Source organism: Rhizobium sp. P2_G2 (assembly GCF_056403555.1).
In genome coordinates, this window is sequence record NZ_JBFUFF010000001.1 from 452,351 (window position 1) to 469,506 (window position 17,156).

Sequence of the window (17,156 nt, forward strand, 5' to 3'; positions counted from 1 at the left end):
GCCGGCTATCGCCGGATAAGCCCTTATGCGATAAGAGGAAAGTGCACGAATTGTCGTGTATATCCGTTGTGAAATCGATCACATGAAGACAATTTCGGGCACCAATCTCGAACAGGCGAAGTCCCATAATCGGCGTGTCGTGATCGAAGCGATCCGGACGAATGGTCCGCTGTCGCGTGCCGCGATCGCGCGCCTGACGGCGCTGACCAACCAGACGGTGTCGAATATCGTCGAGGAACTGGAAGGTTCGGAACTCTTGAAGGCCGGCAAGCCGGAGAAGGCGACGCGCGGGCAGCCGATCACGCCCTATTCGATCAACCCGAATGGCGCTTATTCGATCGGGCTGGAGCTCGAGCGCGAACATGCGATGGGCGTGTTGACCGACCTTTCCGGTGTCGTCCGGGCGCGGATCAAGCGGCAGATCGACCGGTTGCCGCCGGCTGAGGCTATTCCCTTGCTCGCCGAAATCACCGAGGAACTGCTCGGCAGCGTCCGGTTTGCCCGCAGCCGGTTATTGGGCGCGGGCATTGCCATGCCGGGCCGCTATGCATCCGAAGGTGTCACATCGCTGACGCCGCTCGCACTTCCCGGTTGGCAACATTTCGAGGTGGCGCCTGAATTGCGCCGCCGCATCGGCGTGCCGGTCCTTGTCGAGAACGATGCGACCGCTGCAGCCATCGGTGAGCGGCTCTATGGCTTGGCGCGAGGGCTCGAAAGTTTCGTCTATCTGTTTCTTGGCGGCGGTATTGGCGCCGGCATGTTTCTCGACGGCCATCTCTACAGGGGAAGCCGCAACAATGCCGGCGAGATCGGCCACATGATCGTGGTGCCGAATGGTCGTCCTTGCATTTGCGGCAAGCGCGGCTGCCTTGACCGCTATATCTCGCTCGGGTCTGCCTACGAACATCTTGGGATCAAGGATCCCGAGCAGCACAGCGCCGAAGAACTTGAGGCTCTCATCGAGGGGGGTGGAGAGACGACCGAAGCCTGGCTGGATGCGGCGATCGAACCGATGCGCCAGACCGTGGATTTCCTCGAACTGGCATTCGATCCGCAGACCGTGGTGCTCGGCGGCTCCATGCCGCCATCGCTGCTCAAACGCCTGGCCGCGCGGCTGGAGCCGCTTTACGCGCCGGTCGATCCCGAGATGAAACGCAGCATACCGCGTGTCGTCATCGCGTCGACCGGCAGGGATACGGCAATCCTTGGTGCTGCAGCCCTGCCGGTGTTTTCAGAGACCAATCCGCAATTCGACGTCTTGCAGAAGAAGGTCGGCTGACTTTTTGTTCTTGCGCATGTCTTTGTCCCGAAACCGGTGGCCACTTTCGGGAGACATGCGTCACGAATAGCCGTAGAGGATCGGCATCAGACCGGCGACGGCTTTGAAGCGCTCCCAGGATTTCCTCTCCGGCCTCGTCCAGGCGCTTTCCGCCAGCGCCGACAGGCGTGGGAAAACCAGCCGGTCGAAAACAGCGCGATCCGTCATCGGTTCGGACCAGATACAGGCCTGGATGCCGCGGAGCTTCTTCTTTTGCGCCTCGCTCCAGCCGGCGACCGGATCGAAGGTGTAGAGTTTTTCCGGGTCGGACCATCCCGCCCAGCTGGCGCCGGGCTCGTCCCAGTCCGGGCTGTTGGCCATGTCGAGATAGTAGACCTGGCCGGGGCAGACGACCATGTCATAGCCCTCTCCGGCAAGTGCGGCCGAAATTTCGACGCTGCGCCAGCCGCAGAGATAGCTCTTTTCCTTGTCGATGACATCGCCGTGTGCTGCCTCTTCCCAGCCACCGGTGATGCAGCCCTGTTCAGCAAGGAAGGTCTGGAGGCGTTTGAGGAACAGCGCCTGCAGAACGGCTGTGCCGGAACCGTTGATGTCGTCGGCACCGTGGGTATTGGTGACGACATTGAGCCGCTTGGCATGGGCATCGGCCATGGCATCGCCGCTGATCTGGCGCAGCAGCGCCAGCGCTTCCGGGGATCCGGACCACGCGCCAAGGGGCACTTCGTCGGCACCGACATGGATGGTCTTGAACGGGAAGAGTTCGATCAGCTCGCGGAAAATGGTTTCCAGCACTTCAAAGGTCTTTTCCCGCGCCGGATTGAGGCAATTGTCTGGAAAACCCTGAACCGAATAGTAGCTGCCTTTCTCCGCCGGATCGCGCAGCTCGGGAATGGCTTCCAGCATGGCAAAGCAATGACCGGGGACATCGATCTCAGGCACGATCTCGACGCCCAGCGTTTTCGCCTCGGTAACGATCTCGCGGATGACCGCCTTGGTATAGTAACCACCGCTGCGGGCCGCGCCCGATCCCAGAAGCGACGGGATCTGCAGTCCGTGTCCGCGCCAGGCGCCGATCTCGGTCAGCGCCGGATAGGCGTCGATCTCCACCCGCCAAGCCTCGTCATCCGACAGGTGCCAGTGGAAGCGGTTGAGCTTGTTCCATGCCAGGATGGCGATCAATCGCTTGATCTCGGATGCGGCGTAGAATTGCCGCGCCACATCGAGATGCAGGCCGCGCCAGCCCAGGGCCGGCTCATCATGGATTTCGCCCTCGGCCGGGAAGATGAAGGCTTGCGGATGCAGCCGCGCCCCGCGCAGCATCTGGCCCAGGGTGATGAGGCCATAGAGCAGGCCGGTTTGCGTGCCAGCGGTGACAGAAGCTGCGTCTGCGGAAAATGTGATGTGATACGCCTCGTCCGCAAAGCCTTCGGCAGTGGATAACGTGACCGGCAGCCCACCCTCTGCCACGGGACGGACAATGCCTTCGACCGCGAAAAGCTGCTCGACCAGTGCGGCAAAAGCATCCGTCGCAGCCTCAGCCTGCGGACCATTCGCACTGAGGGCGAGGCCAGCCGGTGGCGAGCGCCGACCGGAGATAGCGACCTTGCTGGGCCACGGAACGATCGACACTGCCACCGGTGGAGCATGCGGCACGGGATAAATTTCGGCACCGCGTTTCAGCGCAGCATTGCCGCCGACGAGCTTTGTCGGTGCAATGAAAATCGGGATGGCGCTGCCGTCGCTCAGGGCGACATAGGCGCTTGTGGCGCCGTCCGTCCAGTGGCGAAACGGCCAGCTCAGCGCATGCACGGCGACCGTCCAGGTCTCGCCAGAGGCCAGTTCGAAATTATCTGGCGGCAGGAATTCGGTGAAGTTGGAAAGGCGCCGGCCGATCGCGCCACCTTCGATCTCGACGGAAGGATCGACGCGCGCCGGCCCGCTGACGCAGAGTTTGAAATTGGCAATCGGTTTGGCGGAGAGATTTTTGAGGCTGAGGATATAGGCCTGTGTGGCTTTCTCCGAGGCGGGGCGCCACGAGGTTTCCAGCTGCAGGGCAGGTTGGGGCATGATCGACATGGATGTTCTCTTTGTCAGTGGGAGCTTAGACTTTGAGCATTCCGGCATAGATGCCGGGGGCGGAATTGGGGATCGGCATGGCGCCCACCGTCTTCTCATAGAAGGCCGAGGGACCGACATCGCCGATGATGGCATAGGCATAGCCCATGGATTTGAGGTCGAGCAGCGAGGCGAGCAGCAAAGCGTGTCCGATGCCGAGCCCGCGCGCAGCTTCATCGACGCCGGTCGGCCCAAAGAAACCGCGGGCGATGGATTCGTGACAGGCAAAGCCGACAAGCGTCTGGTCGCGGGTCGCGATCATGCAGGTCGGCGGCAGCCGGCTGAGCGCCACGGCGGTCTCGCTTGCCCAGCCAGTGCCGAAATTGGCGGCGACCCAATCGATGACCAGCTTGGCCTCGGGGGCGAGTGCCCGCCTTATCGTCACACCGGCACCTTTCATCCGGGTGGCAAGCGCCTCGTCGGGGCTGAGCGGGGTCAGATTGACAAGATAATCCACTGTCTGATCCTTCAATTGGGTGCCGCGACGGAGCGGACGAAATGGTTTGCGCCGATCTGTTCGACCACGGGCGAGGTTGGGCCGCTCAGTTTGCGAATCCGCTCCGCCTGTTCCAAGAACCGGGCGCTGCCGCCGGTGACGAAGGGCTGGCTGCCGTCAGGCACGGCGGAGAGCAGCAGCTGGGTGTAGGGATGGCGGGCATTGCCGATCACCGCATTGGTGTCGCCCCATTCGACCATCTGCCCGGAAAACATCACCACGATCTCTTCGGAGACATGGGCCGCCGTGGCGATGTCGTGGGTGATATAGAGCAGCGCCAGGTTTTTTTCGCGCTTGATGCGGGAAAGAAGCTCCAGCACGCCCATGCGGATCGATACGTCGAGCATCGATGTCGGCTCGTCGGCGACAAGCACGCTCGGCTGTACGGCGAGCGCCCGGGCGATGTTGACGCGCTGGCGCTGGCCGCCGGACAGTTCATGCGGGAATTTCGACCGGGTGATATCCGCATCGAGCCCGACATGATCAAGCAGTTCTGTCACCGCCTTTGATATCGCCATCTTTCCCACCGCATGCCGGTGCAGCACGATCGGCCGCGACAGGTGATGTTCGACCGAGAAGACCGGATTGAGCGACGAGAACGGGTCCTGGAACACCATCTGTACATTACGGCGATAGGTTCGCTCGTCGGCGGCCGCGCCGATCGCGGTGAAATCCCGGCCACGGAAGCTGAGTTTGCCGGCGCTCGGCTGGTCCATGCGGGCGATGATCCTTGCGCAGGTGGTCTTGCCGCAGCCGGATTCACCGACCAGGGCCAGTCCGCGGCCGGGATTGAGCGATAGCGTGATGCCGCGCAGTGCCTGGATCGGGCCGAAGCGACGCTCGATACCTTCGAGTTGGATGACGGGCTCGACGGAAGCAAGGGAGATGTGAGGATTGACGTTCATGCGGTCTCCTCCGTTCTATGGCTGCGGCCCGGCAGTTGCGGAATGGCGTTCCAGAGCTTGCGGGTATAGTCATGCACAGGCGCCTGGCTGACCTGCCGGACATCGCCGACCTCAACCAATTCACCCCTCAACATGACTCCGATCCGGTGACAAAGCTGAGCCATCAGATGCAGGTCATGGGTGATGAACAGCACCGAAAAGCCGTAAGTGCGCTGCAGATCGAGAACCTGCTCGAGGATTTCACGCTGCACGACCACATCGAGAGCTGTGGTAGGTTCGTCCATGATGATCAGTTCGGGCCGGAGCGCCAGGCAGATCGCCATGACGATGCGCTGCCGCATGCCGCCGCTGAACTGGTGCGGATAGTCGGAGAGGCGGCTTTGCGGAATGCCGACCAGCTTGAACATGGCTTCCGCCTGTTGGCGCGACTGGCTCTTCGAGCAGCCGGTATGCTGGCTGAGCACGTCGTGGAACTGCGCCTCCACCCGCATCAGCGGATTGAGCGAATTCATGGCGCTTTGGAACACCATGCCGACGCGCTTCCAGCGGATTTTCTGCATCTCCCGCTCGGGTAGTTTCAACAGGTTCTGGCCGTCGAGGATGATCTCGCCGCCGGCGACCCAAGCCGGCGGCTTGGAGAGCCGGGTGATCGCATAGGCGATCGTGCTCTTGCCGCAGCCGGATTCACCGGCCAGGCCGAAGAGCTCGCCGCGGCCGATATTGAAGGAGACGTTCTTCACCGCGCGGAATTCGCCCTTGTCGAGCAGATAGTCGACATCGAGATTGCGGATCTGCAAGAGGTCGTCACTCATTGGCCGGCCTCCAGGCTGCGATGGCGCGTGCGGTTGAGGCGCAGCCACCGGCTCAATGCCGGGCCGGAGCGCAGTTGCGGATTGGCGATCTCGTCGAAGGTGAAATTGACGAGCGCCAGCCCAAGCCCGATCAGCGCGATGCCCATCGCCGGCGCGCCGATGTCCCACCAGGCGCCGAGAATGATCGCCGAGGAGTTCTGGGCATTGTAGAGCATCGTGCCCCAGCTCACCTGCAATGGGTCGCCGAAACCGAGATATTCGAGTGTCGTTTGCGCCACGATCGCATAGATGATGCTGCCGACGAGGTTGATGCCGATCAGCGGCAAGAGGTTTGGCAGCAGTTCGACGAAGATGATTCGCCAACTGGGTTCGCCGATCATGCGGGCTGCGGTGACGAAATCGCGGTGACGTAAGGCAAGCGTCTGTGAGCGCGTCATGCGCGCCCCCCAGGGCCAGGAGGTCAGGGTGATGATCGTCATGATCAGATAGGGCCCGACCGTGCCGGCAAAGGAGGCGAGCAGGATGAGCAGCGGTATATTGGGGATGACCAGAACGGCATTGGTGGAGAGATCGAGCAGTGCATCGGTCCGCCCGCCGACATAGCCGGCAATCAGCCCGATGATCGTGCCGAGCACCGTGATCGCCACGCCGGTGGCAAACCCGACTGAAATCGAGCTGCGGGCACCCCAGACGAATTGGGTAAAGACGTCGCGGCCCATCTTGGTGGTTCCGAACACATGCTCGATGGTCGGCGGCTGGTGCGAGCGGCCGACACGCGCGCTCGGGTTGCCGGGCGCGATGACCGGTGCCGCAATGGCCGTCAGGCAGAGCATGGAGATGATGATCAGCCCAGCGAGCGCCTTCTTCTGCTGGACAAGAAGCTTGAACAGGGCCTTCATGCGCCGCTCTCCCGCAATCGCGGATCGACAATACCATAGATGATGTCGACCAGCAGGTTGGCGCCGAGTGTTGCCAAAGTCATCAGCAGCAATTGTCCCTGGATGACCGGGTAGTCGCGCGCGACGCTTGCGGTGAACAGCGTCAGGCCGAGACCCGGATAGTTGAAGACGATTTCGGTGACGATCGAGCCGCCGAACACGGCGCCGAGCATCAGCGCCAGATTGGTGAGCACCGGCAGCATGGCATTGCGCGCGCCATAGCCGAACATCACGGTCGCAGGCTTGAGGCCCTTGGCCCGGCCCATGGTGACATAATCCTCGCCGAGCACCGAGATCATCGACGAACGCATCGTCGTCTGGAACTCGCCGATGAGATAGGGCGACAGCGTCAGCACCGGCATGATCCCGTGGTAGAAGACACTGCCGAAGAAGGTGAAATTGAAACCCGGATCGAGGTTGGGATCATAGGCATAGCCGACCGGAAACCAGCGCAGCGACACGCCGAACAGGAAGAGTGTGCTGAGCGCGACGATGACAGGCGGAATGGCGATCATCACCACCGAGAACGGCGAGACGAAACTGTCGAACCGTCCGCCGCGCCGCCAGGCGGAGACTGCGCCCAGGGTCACGCCGACCAGCAGCGAGAACAGGATCGCCGTGATCACCAGGAACATCGTCCACACGGTCGAACGTCCCAGAACCTCGACGACCGTCTCGGGATAATATTTCACCGAGACGCCGAGATCGAGCGTCGCCAGACCCTTGAGATAGTCGATGAACTGCAGGTAGATCGGCTCGTTAACGGCACCGAACCTGGCCTTGATCGCTTCGATCGCGGCAGGCGTCGCCCGCGGTCCGAGCTGGGCGATCATCGCGTCCACGGGCGTCCCCGGCATCAGCCGGGGAAGCGTGAAATTCACCACGATGGCAAAGATCAATGCAACTGCGTAGACGCCGAGGCGCCGGGAGGAAATATGCATCCTCTGCTTCCTTCAGCCGTTCTTATTGGACAGGCTTCAGACGCAGCAGATGTATCAGGCGCATGCGGTTGTTGTCATGGTTTTCCGGGTTCATTACCGGATCGTCCTTGGTGACCCAGCCGGTAAAGCGTTTGCTCGAATACTGATACCAGGTCGGGCCGTTGAAGACCGGCACCATCGGAAAATCGTCGGCGACGATCACCTGGATCTCATTGAAAAGTTTCTTGCGCTCCTCGTCCGTCTTCGCCTGGCGGAACGCCTTGAACACGGCGTCGAGTTTCGGATTGGAATAGCGCGACGGCGCGGTCGGCACGCGTCCGGCAAATGTCGACGACATGGTCTGGTAATAACCGCGGAACGGCGTCGACCCATCGGGGCGCGATTGCAGGGCGACATCGAAACTGCCGTCGACCAGCTGCTTCTGCCACTGTTCATATTCCGGCGTGCCGACGGAAACATTCAAGCCAGACGCACGAAGACCCTCGGTGGCGATCTGGGCCATATCGATCCAGTCCGTCCAGCCGTTCGGAATGATGATGGTGAAAGCGATCGCCTGGCCGTCCGGCGTGGTGCGGAAACCGTCCGCGCCCTTCTTATAGCCGGCATCGTCGAGGATCTTGTTGGCCTTGTCGACGTCATAGCCCATCCATTGGTCCTTGTCGCCTTCGGCTGCCTTGTTGCGCCAGGCTTCGAAGCGCGGCGGCAGGCCGCTCGCATGAAGGTTGACGACCGGATAGCCGAAACCGGCAACATCGACCATCGCAGTGCGGTCCATGGCCAGGCTGAAGGCGTGGCGGAAGTTGATGTCGTTGAAGGCCTTGGCGTCGGCACCATTCTTGCTCTTCAGGTTCATCTGGAAAGCAACGGTTTCGGCCGGCGGCTGCCAATAGCCGTTATGCGCCGGGTCGAGCCCGACATAGGTCTTGTCGATCTGCGGCAGGAAGGAACCGATCCAGTCCATCGTGCCTTCCGGCAGGAGTGCCAGCATCTGGTCGTTGCCGGAGATCTGCGGCAGCTTCAGGCAATCGATATGCAGGTCGTTGGCATCCCAGTAATTGGGATTTCGGCACTGTTCGTAGACTTGCGGGGTGAAGCGGCGGATTTCGGTCATCGGTCCGGAGCCGACGGGGTTTTCGTTCTTGAACGCCACCGGGTCCTTGATGTCCTTCCAGATATGTTCCGGCACCACCGGGAGATCGGCAATCGACTCGGGGAACTGGGTATCGACGTCTTTCAGGTTGATCTTGACCTCGGTCGGCGAGGGCGCCTCGACCGATGCGATCGTGTCGGAGGCGCCGATAATGTCGACCGCCGGGTTCTTCAGCATCAGGTCGATCGTGTATTTCACGTCCGCCGAGGAGAAGGGCTTGCCGTCGGACCATTTGATGCCGTCGCGCAGGGTATAGGTGATAGACTTCAGGTCGTCGGCGAACTTGAAACCGGTCGCCAGCCGCCAGATCGGCTTGCCGCCATCGTCGGCGTTGAAGATCACCAGCGGCTCGTAGATGAAATCCATCGTGCTCTGGCGGCGGCCGGCGAGGTCGAATGGGTTGAAATTCCGCACCCAGCTCGTCTGCTCCTCGATATGCATCGCCAGCACGGATTCCGCCTTTGCCGTGCCGGCGAACACGCCCTGAGACAGAGGCGCGATTGCCAGGCTGGTGGTGAGCAAAAGCAGGGCACGACGCGATATTCTGCCATAAGCTGCTGTTTTGAAAGTCATTTTCATTCCCCTTTGCGTTTGATTTGATTTAGTCAATCAATTTGATTTAATCAAACAATGATTTTCGTCGGAGGTCAATCCGGGGGAGAGAAAAAAGTTTGCGATACACAGGTTCCTTGATTTCCGGCCGCGCTTGCCTGTTGCAACCGCGGAAATCTTCAGCAAATCTCCCGCCATGCGGTGAAACGGGACGGGGACCCTGCAGTCCCTTCGCCCAGGCACCAGATCGGGAGCAGGTCATGATTAAAGCCGTCCTGTGGCAGCGTGTCGAAGGGCTGATTATCTTTGTGATCGGCGCCGTGCTGTTCTGGCACTGGCGGGAGGTCATGCCATGGTGGGCTGTGCTTCCCATTTTCCTGGCGCCGGATCTCAGCTTCTTCGGCTATCTACTTGGACCGAGAGCGGGCGCCTTTTGCTACAATGCGGTCCATATCTATGCTTTCGGCGCGGCCTTGCTGGCGATTGGCCTCGTCCTGCCGAGCCCGCTTGTTGCAGCGCTTGGCGCTCTCTGGCTGGCGCATTCCGGATTCGATCGCCTGCTCGGCTATGGCCTGAAGTCGCCGGAAAGCTTCAACGTCACGCATCTCGGTCGGATCGGGCAGCAGCGTTGAACAGGCTGAAACGCAAACCGGTCGATTGATGCAAAGAGCACGCACCCGAACCGTCCTCATCACCGGCGCCAGAGCCCCGGTCGCCCTGCACCTCGCACGCCTCTTCGACGGCGCCGGCTGGCGTGTCATTCTCGCCGATACGCCGGCTTTCCCGCTGTCGGCGGCGAGCCGGGCCTGCACCTCCTATGTTCGCCTGCCGCCGCCGCGCGTTGAGCCGGAGCGTTACGGCGACGCGATCGAGACGCTGGTCGCGCGGGAAAATCCGGCACTGATTGTGCCCACATGCGAGGAAATTTTCTATCTTGCGGCGGTGTGGCGGGATCGGGGGCTCCAGCCGCAGCTTTTTGCGCCGAATATGGATTTGCTGACCGAGGTCCACAACAAATATGCGTTCAACCGGCTGTGCCTGAAGCTGGGTCTCGACGCGCCGCACACGATCTTGCTCGAAAGCCGGGACGATCTTCGCGCGGTCGGGGCGAATGCGTCGCGGCTGGTGTTCAAGCCGGTCTGGTCGCGTTTTGCCAGCCATGTGCTGATCCGGCCGGCGCCGGAGAAATTAAAGGACATTTCGCCCAGCCGGCGGATGCCGTGGGTGGCGCAGGATTTTCTCGCCGGCGAGGAGATCAGCGCCTATGCCGTGGCCCGCGGCGGCAAGCTGGTCGCGGCGTCGCTTTATCGCTCGCTCTGGCGGGCGGGCGCGGGTGCCGGCATCTGCTTCGAGCCGGTCGTTGATGCACGAGCAATCGATTTTATCAGCGGCTTCGTTTCCGGAACGGGATGGTCAGGGCAGATCTCCTTCGATCTGATGCGCCTGCCGGATGGATCGGTCCTGCCGCTTGAATGCAATCCGCGTGCGACGAGCGGATTGCATTTCTTCCACGACCCCGCACGTTTTGTGGCGGCGTTGACGGATGGGGACGCAGTCGAGCGGGATGTAACACGGCCGCAGACCGTGCGGCTCGCCATGTGGGCCTATGGCCTTCCGGCCGCCATTCGTACCGGCGCTCTCGGCCGTTTCCGAGGAGATCTGAAGGCCGCGGACGAATTGCTGGATTGGCCAGGCGATACGGCGCCCAGGCATGCGCAATGGCGAGCACTGGCGGAAATCACGGCACTCGCTCTTCGCCACCGGATCACCTTGCAACAGGCATCCACCCGCGACATCGAATGGGATGGTCCGGATCAGAGCTCGATATAGGCGGTGCGCGGCGCCTCGGCGGCGGAGGGGAGGGCGCCGGCCATGATTGCCTCGATATCCCGGCGCAGGAAATCGAGCGGGCCGACGACAGGCCTTGCCGATGGCGACAGCGCCGCATTGTCGCTCGCCGATTTCAGCACGCGCCGGTCCTGTTGCAGCGCGACCCAGAACAGCGGCCGGAAGGCATAGGATTTGAGATGGTCGAAAACGCTATTGCGTGGACCGATCAGGCAGCCGATGCCCTCGACATGACTGTCGGTCGCCTGCCGCAGGTGGAAGGTCGTGGCCAGAACCAAGCCGCCCGAACCCCAATATTCGAGCTCGGCAATGCCGGGATAGCGGAAGCGGCCAATGGTCTTGACGCGTTCGCCCTCCAGAAGACGGCTGATCAAACCATGCTGTCGCTCTTCGCCAGTATAGGACGCCTCAACCCAGCCGGGACCGCCTGTCATGTCAACGCGGACGCGCTGGCGCTTGCTTGAGAGCCCGCGTAGCAGGCCCTTGTGGGTGAAATGCGTGTGGGTGGCGTCGAGAATGTTTTCAGCGGCATCGACCAGTTTCGTCTCGGTGCTGCTGCGCACCAGCCGGATCAAGATGTTTTGCCCTTCGGCGCAATGCAGATAGGGTGCGTGGTCCGGCTCGCCCTTCGAGACGAACAACACGCCATCTTTCTCGAACGTTTTCAGCCTCGGCACGTGATAGCTCGGCACTGCATCGGTCAGGCCTGGAATGGCTGTGCAGGTTCCGGCGGCATTGAAGCGCCAGCCGTGATAGGGACACTCGATCTCGCCGTCGACCACCTTGCCCTTCGACAATTCGACCAACCGGTGCGGGCAGCGGTCATGCAGCGCGGCGACCTGTGCGCCGGCGCGAAACAGCACGATCGGCTGGCCGAAGAACAGAATCCGCTTCGGCTTGCGCGCTATATCCGATGCAAAGGCGACGGCATGCCAGCTTTCGGCCAGGTCGGTCATAGATCAAATGCCTCCAGAAGGGGAATGCCGATACGGGTCAACAGGCTCTCCATCAGCCGCACCGCCAGCCGTTGCCGCCGGAGCAGGTGATCGATATAGACGGCGCTATATTCGATCACCGGTTCGGCGCCGCGCAGGCGCTTGAACTGGCCTGCGCCGGCGCTCATGTTGAAGAACAGCCTGCGTTCCATGGCGATCCGCTGCCCCTCGGCCATGACCAGCCGATAGAGACCATCGCGGATGGGCAGGCTGGTGTCATAGCCGACCAGCGGCTGGGTCAATGTCAACCCGTTTTCGAAGAAGCCGGAGACGGCGGCGAGGCGGCCATCCGCATCGCGGTAGCCGATCAGCTCGATCAGGTTCCGTTTATGCATTTCGCGGATATAGGCGGCGGAGTATTGCGGGTTGAGCGGGGTATATTTGTCGAGATAGAGCATTTTGTAGAGTGCGGCCGAACGCTCATAATCTGTTTCGGTGAAACTATCGCCCGGGGCGAAACGATAGTGCGTCCGGCGGATCAGCGCCTGGTCGCTCTTCATGTCGCCGGTCCTACGTATGCAGGCGTCGAGGCCCGAGAAGATATAGATCCGGCGCGCCGCCAGCATGCGAAACCCTGCTGCTTTGAGGCTCTCAATCGACCGGCCGTCGGCCCTGCTGTTGAGCGAACGCAACACGATTGCCCGATCGGGATAGTGATGGCGGAGCCTGTCGATGATTGCGCGCGCCGTCGACGCGTCCAAGTCGGGCACGGGATTGGTGGAAAGCAGCCAGTTGTTGACCTGGACCTGATGGTCGAGCCCGCTTAGCGACAGCAGCGGCGCACAGGCGCGGATCAGTGCCCGAACGGCCCGCCGCAACAGCGGCGCGGCGGTGAAATTGCGAGTTTCGTCGATCGCATAGTCGATATAGGCGCTGCTGGGGCGGCAGATATAGCAGTTCGGCGCATCCGTGCGGCTGTTTACCGAAAGCGGAAAATGTCGTCCTCCGACCTCGATCGAGCTGATCTCGGTCACGAGATTGGCGACCAGGTCAGGAACGGGAAAGTCGTTGAACAGCGTGACGAAGCGCGCAACCGTTTCCGGTGCGTTCAGCACCTGACCGATCTGGCCCAATGGCGGAAGGGGCTGCGTCATGGCCGGGCCTCGTCCCGCAGCCGGCATTCGACCCGCCTCAGCTTGCGGCCCGGCTCGAAGCCCATCGTCTCGCGGCGGACCTCCATGGCGGGAGAGAGGCCGCGTCGCTTGAAGAGTGCGGCGAGCGCCGCCCGCGCGGCCTCGGCGCTTGCAACCGGCAGGTTCGGCTCGAGAACCAGAGCAATTTTTGTCGGGCTTTCCCGCAGGATGCGGAAATCCATGATGTCGCGCGCCGCATCCAGCACCGCATTGCGCATCACATCGGGGGTGACGAGCACCGGGGCGCCATTCGGCTGGTCAAAGACAAAGACATCGTCCATCCGCCCGACAACCTCGTCCACGACCCTGAGCGGCGAGCCGCAGGAGCAAGGTGCCTCCGCCAGCCGCAAGAGATCGTTCATGCGATAACGCGCCATGATCTGGAATTTCCGGCGGAAGCCGGTCACCAGCGGGGCCACCAGCCCATCACCCACTGGTTCGAATTCGAAGACATTGGCGTCCTCGGCCAGATGCAGGCGGCTATGCGCGCAGGAGACGGCGAACAGGCCCTCGGTCGCCATATAGATCTGGCCGAGCATCAGGCGGAAATGTGCTTCGATCACTTGGCGATCGACTGGGTCCAGCGTCTCCGCCCCGGCATACAGCCGCCGCGGCGCGATAGGCACGGCACTCTCTGCCAGACGACGCAACACTCTGGGCGGGGCTACAACCGTGGTGGGCGTGAACGCCGCCAGCGCGTCGCTCCAGGCCTCGATCCCCTGGCGGAGGTCGAAGAAGCGCACCTGCAGCCGGCGCGTCCGGCCGGCGGTGTCATAGAGGGCGGAATTCTGCGGCAGGATGACGGCCACGCGTTCCGGCTGGATGAGGCAACGCGGCACGGTCTTGGCAAGGATCGTGCCCAGCCAGCGATGCCGTTCGGCGGCGGTGATCGCATAGAGCGCCCGGTTGCCGCTGGTTCCGGTGCTTGCACCGATATCGACAGTGTCGAGCCTTCCGGTGGTCTCAAAAGCGCGCCAGCCTTGTTCGGCCGTGATCCGGCCCTGATTGAAAGCGTGGAAATTCGTCATCACCACGGCCTTGTCGATCACCGGCAAGTCCTCGATCCTCCGCGGCGCATCGCGGTAGAAATCGACGGCGGGCAGGTCGTGCTCCAGCCACTGTTGCAGGTGGCGTTTCTGCCAGCGCTCGAAATCGGCACGGCTCCGCCCGGGGCGTCCGTTCCAAAGCGTGTCGACAAAGGCTGCGGCGATCTCGATGCGACCCGTCATGCAGGCGTCTCCAGGAGATCATGGGGACTGTCGGCCGGATCGTGGCACAACAGCACGTCGCCACCCCTGTCCCGGAACGCTTGAACGCGGCGGGTGCTCTCGGCCAGATCATGTCGGTTGTCGGCGATCAGGCTCGACGGAAACCCAGGCGTTCGAGATACCGGAAGGGCGTCCAGCAGCCATTGCACATCCACCGCGTAAAGAAGCGGAACCGGCAAATTGGCGAAGCAGATGCCGAAATGCCCCTCCGCATGACCGGGGAGATCCACGGCGAGCATGCTGCCATCGCCCAGGAGATCATAACCCACGCCGAGACCCAGTGGCGCCTCTTGCCGGGGAAATGTATCGACATCGATGATTCGCGCGGAAAGATCGGCTGGCAGCAGTTCGGGAAATATGCCGTGGCCGAGGTTCCGCCATCCTCCGCCGGCCTGGATGCGGTCGAAGACGCCCCGCCTGACGAAAATTTTCGCCTGCGGAAAGAGATCGAGACATGCGACATGGTCGGCATGGAAATGGGTAATGACAATGGCGCGGACGTCTTCCGGTCGAGCGCCAAGGCGGCCGAGCGCGGCTTTCGGCTGCCCCCGGTCCAGCAATTCGGCGCCTAGCAGGCTGCTATAGATCCTGAGAGCCATGCTGCGCGGTTCGTGCCTGACGCGCGGGCCATAGCCCGTGTCGATCAGCATCAGCCCGGCATCGGGATGGCGGAAAATGCCGTAGCGGACTTTGAGCCGGATCTTCTGCCGGCGGCCGCCCTTCAGGACCAGCCATTCCGGTGTGTCGACGATGGCGCTGTTGGCAAAGACCGGGTTCACCACGCGTCGCCCCCGCCGAGTGTCTTTTCCAGGCCTTTGGCGAATGAAATCGCCGGTTGCCAGTGCAGCATTTTCCGGGCTTTGGCGATATCGAGGCTTTGGCGGAAGGCGAAAAGCCCGAGCGTATAGGGCGTCACCAGCGGCTCCCGGGAGAAGGGGAGGGCAAGGCTAGCAACTTCCATCAGCCGGGTAGCCATGAGCGCTGGCCAGAACGGCACTTTCCGCCAGCGCACCGGCATGGAGAGGGCGGCGCAGATACGCTCGACGATCTCCTTCACCGCGATCACCTCGCCGCCGGAAATATTGAAGGTCTCGCCCTCCAGCGCCGGCTCGGGAACGAGCGCGGCTTCTATTGCCGCCACCACATCGCTGACATGGGTGAGATCGATGGCGGCCACGCCGCCACGCAGCAGGGGAAGAGATCTCCGACTGGCCGCAGCGACGAGACGCGGCAACAGCGTCTTCTCGCCGGCGCCATAGATGCCGCGCGGGCGCAGATTGACCGGCCCGAGTTCGCGCCGGGCAAGAACCAGCCGCTCGGCTTCCGCTTTTGTCCTGGCATAGGCGTTGATGGGCGGCGGCAGCGGCTCGGTCTCGGTGACCCCGGTCTTGTCGCGCAGCTCGAAATAGACCGTTGGAGAGGAAATGTTGACGAAGCGGCGCGCGCGAAGCGTTTCCGCCAGATCGAGCGCATTCTTCGTGCCGTCGACATTGGCGGCGCGGAAGGCAGTGAGCCGCCCGAAGGGCGCTGAGAGTGCGGCGCAATGCACCACCGCATCCACGCCGCCGATCTGCCGCACCTGCGCAGGATCCGGGCGGCGGGAAAGGTCGAGGCAGACGGTTGCGAAGCCGGCATTCGACAGTTGGCGGCAGCGTTCGCCGTCACGGCCCGTTGCCACCGTGTCGAAGCCACGCTGCATGAGATGATGCATGAGCGCACCACCCAGATATCCCGTCGCCCCGGTGACAAGCACACGCGCCACGATCAGACCTCGATCGCCATGCCGCCGAACGAAACGCCGGCCGAGGTCCCCAGCAACAGCAGGCGCATGCCGGGCCTGATCCGGCCGTCGCGCCGGGCGATATCGAGCGCCGTGGGAATGGAGGCGGCGATCTGGTTTCCGAGCCGCGCCGCAATGCTGACCACGCGGCTCTCCTCCATGCCGGTATGCTGCACCATGTGTCCGAGAGCCAGCGGGCTCGCTTGGTGCGGCACGACGAGATCGACATCGCTGCGCGACCATCCGGCAGCGGCGAGGACTTTCTCGACGAAGGGTGGGAAATGCCGGTGCGTGATGCGAAACAGCTCCTTGCCATCCATGCGAAACACGGCGTGGCGGGCAAAATCCTCCGGCTGGCGATGAAAATCGAAACGTGTGCCGCCGGCGCCGATCTCGCAGGCGTCATAAGCCGTGGGATAGCTCTCAAGGCGGCTGGCGCGGATGCCGGACCGGCCGTCCGGCGAGGCGACCAGCACGGCTGCTGCTGCGCCATCGCCGAACAGTGCAGCAATATCCGGCTGCTCCTGCCATGGCAGCGCCCGTGAGGCGATCTCGGAGGAAAACACCAGTGCCGCCCGACAAAGGCCGGCGGCGATCTTGGTCGCGGCGAGCTCGAACGCCGTCAGGAAACTGAGACAGGTGGAATTGACATCATGGGCCGCCGCGGAACCATCGGCAATGCCGAGCTCACGCATGACCAGCGGGGCGGTCGTCGGCAGAGTCTGATAGGGAATGCCGCAAGCCCCGAGCACCAGATCAATGTCGCCGGCGCCGAGCTCAGCCTCTTCCATCGCGCGCCGTGATGCGGCGACTGCGAGTCCGATCTGGCCTTCTTGCCCGCAGATATGGCGGCTCCGCACGCCCGTCGCTTTTTCCAGATAGCCCGGCTCGAGGCCAAGCCGGCGGTCGAGTTCCGTCGACAGCACCAGGGTCTCAGGCAGCGC

General features: G+C 62.7%; 16 protein-coding genes. 3 read left to right on the top strand and 13 right to left on the bottom strand.

The window, feature by feature from the left end; genetic code table 11:
- The first annotated feature begins 82 nt into the window (after nt 1-82).
- The gene (locus AC1D06_RS02055) at nt 83-1,279 is read left to right on the top strand and encodes an ROK family transcriptional regulator (protein WP_477984587.1); all 1,197 of its coding nucleotides are present in this window, start codon (nt 83-85) and stop codon (nt 1,277-1,279) included.
- Nucleotides 1,280-1,339: 60 nt separating this feature from the next.
- Here AC1D06_RS02055 and AC1D06_RS02060 read toward each other — a convergent pair whose 3' ends face one another.
- From AC1D06_RS02060 to AC1D06_RS02090, 7 genes are read right to left on the bottom strand one after another with little or no spacing between them, the layout of a single operon-like run.
- A complete protein-coding gene (locus tag AC1D06_RS02060; RefSeq protein WP_477984589.1) occupies nt 1,340-3,355 on the bottom strand; it encodes a beta-N-acetylhexosaminidase in 2,016 nt (671 codons plus the stop codon).
- A gap of 25 nt (nt 3,356-3,380) precedes the next feature.
- The gene (locus tag AC1D06_RS02065; protein ID WP_477984591.1) at nt 3,381-3,851 is read right to left on the bottom strand and encodes a GNAT family N-acetyltransferase; all 471 of its coding nucleotides are present in this window, start codon (nt 3,849-3,851) and stop codon (nt 3,381-3,383) included.
- Nucleotides 3,852-3,862: 11 nt separating this feature from the next.
- A complete protein-coding gene (locus tag AC1D06_RS02070; RefSeq protein WP_477984593.1) occupies nt 3,863-4,795 on the bottom strand; it encodes an ABC transporter ATP-binding protein in 933 nt (310 codons plus the stop codon).
- A complete protein-coding gene (locus AC1D06_RS02075) occupies nt 4,792-5,607 on the bottom strand; it encodes an ABC transporter ATP-binding protein (RefSeq protein WP_477984595.1) in 816 nt (271 codons plus the stop codon). Before AC1D06_RS02075 ends, AC1D06_RS02070 begins: the two co-directional genes overlap by 4 nt.
- On the bottom strand, nt 5,604-6,506 hold the full coding sequence (locus AC1D06_RS02080) for an ABC transporter permease (protein ID WP_477984597.1): 903 nt from the start codon (nt 6,504-6,506) through the stop codon (nt 5,604-5,606). Before AC1D06_RS02080 ends, AC1D06_RS02075 begins: the two co-directional genes overlap by 4 nt.
- Nucleotides 6,503-7,486: an ABC transporter permease gene (locus AC1D06_RS02085; RefSeq protein WP_477984599.1), complete on the bottom strand. Its 984-nt coding sequence runs from the start codon at nt 7,484-7,486 to the stop codon at nt 6,503-6,505. The genes AC1D06_RS02080 and AC1D06_RS02085 overlap by 4 nt, the downstream gene beginning before the upstream one ends.
- 22 nt (nt 7,487-7,508) lie before the next feature.
- A complete protein-coding gene (locus AC1D06_RS02090) occupies nt 7,509-9,209 on the bottom strand; it encodes an ABC transporter substrate-binding protein (RefSeq protein WP_477984601.1) in 1,701 nt (566 codons plus the stop codon).
- 239 nt (nt 9,210-9,448) lie between these two features.
- On the opposite strand from AC1D06_RS02090, the gene AC1D06_RS02095 reads away from it, so the two are divergent.
- On the top strand, nt 9,449-9,820 hold the full coding sequence (locus tag AC1D06_RS02095; protein ID WP_477984603.1) for a DUF4260 domain-containing protein: 372 nt from the start codon (nt 9,449-9,451) through the stop codon (nt 9,818-9,820).
- A 28-nt stretch (nt 9,821-9,848) separates the two neighbouring features.
- Complete coding sequence (locus tag AC1D06_RS02100; protein ID WP_477984604.1) at nt 9,849-11,018, top strand: ATP-grasp domain-containing protein; 1,170 nt, start codon at nt 9,849-9,851, stop codon at nt 11,016-11,018.
- Here the strand turns inward: AC1D06_RS02100 and AC1D06_RS02105 are convergent.
- The 6 genes from AC1D06_RS02105 to AC1D06_RS02130 are packed head-to-tail and all read right to left on the bottom strand — an operon-like array spanning nt 11,003 to nt 17,138.
- Nucleotides 11,003-11,992 (bottom strand): Rieske 2Fe-2S domain-containing protein, encoded by a 990-nt coding sequence (locus AC1D06_RS02105; RefSeq protein ID WP_477984606.1) that lies wholly within the window; start codon nt 11,990-11,992, stop codon nt 11,003-11,005. The two genes, AC1D06_RS02100 and AC1D06_RS02105, sit on opposite strands and share 16 nt — an antisense overlap.
- Complete coding sequence (locus tag AC1D06_RS02110; RefSeq protein WP_477984608.1) at nt 11,989-13,125, bottom strand: GNAT family N-acetyltransferase; 1,137 nt, start codon at nt 13,123-13,125, stop codon at nt 11,989-11,991. Before AC1D06_RS02110 ends, AC1D06_RS02105 begins: the two co-directional genes overlap by 4 nt.
- Nucleotides 13,122-14,393: a CoF synthetase gene (locus AC1D06_RS02115; RefSeq protein ID WP_477984610.1), complete on the bottom strand. Its 1,272-nt coding sequence runs from the start codon at nt 14,391-14,393 to the stop codon at nt 13,122-13,124. The genes AC1D06_RS02110 and AC1D06_RS02115 overlap by 4 nt, the downstream gene beginning before the upstream one ends.
- Nucleotides 14,390-15,214, bottom strand: a complete 825-nt coding sequence (locus AC1D06_RS02120; protein WP_477984612.1) for an MBL fold metallo-hydrolase — start codon at nt 15,212-15,214, stop codon at nt 14,390-14,392. Before AC1D06_RS02120 ends, AC1D06_RS02115 begins: the two co-directional genes overlap by 4 nt.
- Entirely contained in the window at nt 15,208-16,194 is a 987-nt protein-coding gene (locus AC1D06_RS02125; RefSeq protein ID WP_477984614.1) for an NAD-dependent epimerase/dehydratase family protein, read from the bottom strand. The genes AC1D06_RS02120 and AC1D06_RS02125 overlap by 7 nt, the downstream gene beginning before the upstream one ends.
- A 2-nt stretch (nt 16,195-16,196) precedes the next feature.
- Nucleotides 16,197-17,138 (bottom strand): 3-oxoacyl-ACP synthase III family protein, encoded by a 942-nt coding sequence (locus AC1D06_RS02130; RefSeq protein WP_477984616.1) that lies wholly within the window; start codon nt 17,136-17,138, stop codon nt 16,197-16,199.
- Between the last annotated feature and the right edge of the window lie 18 nt (nt 17,139-17,156).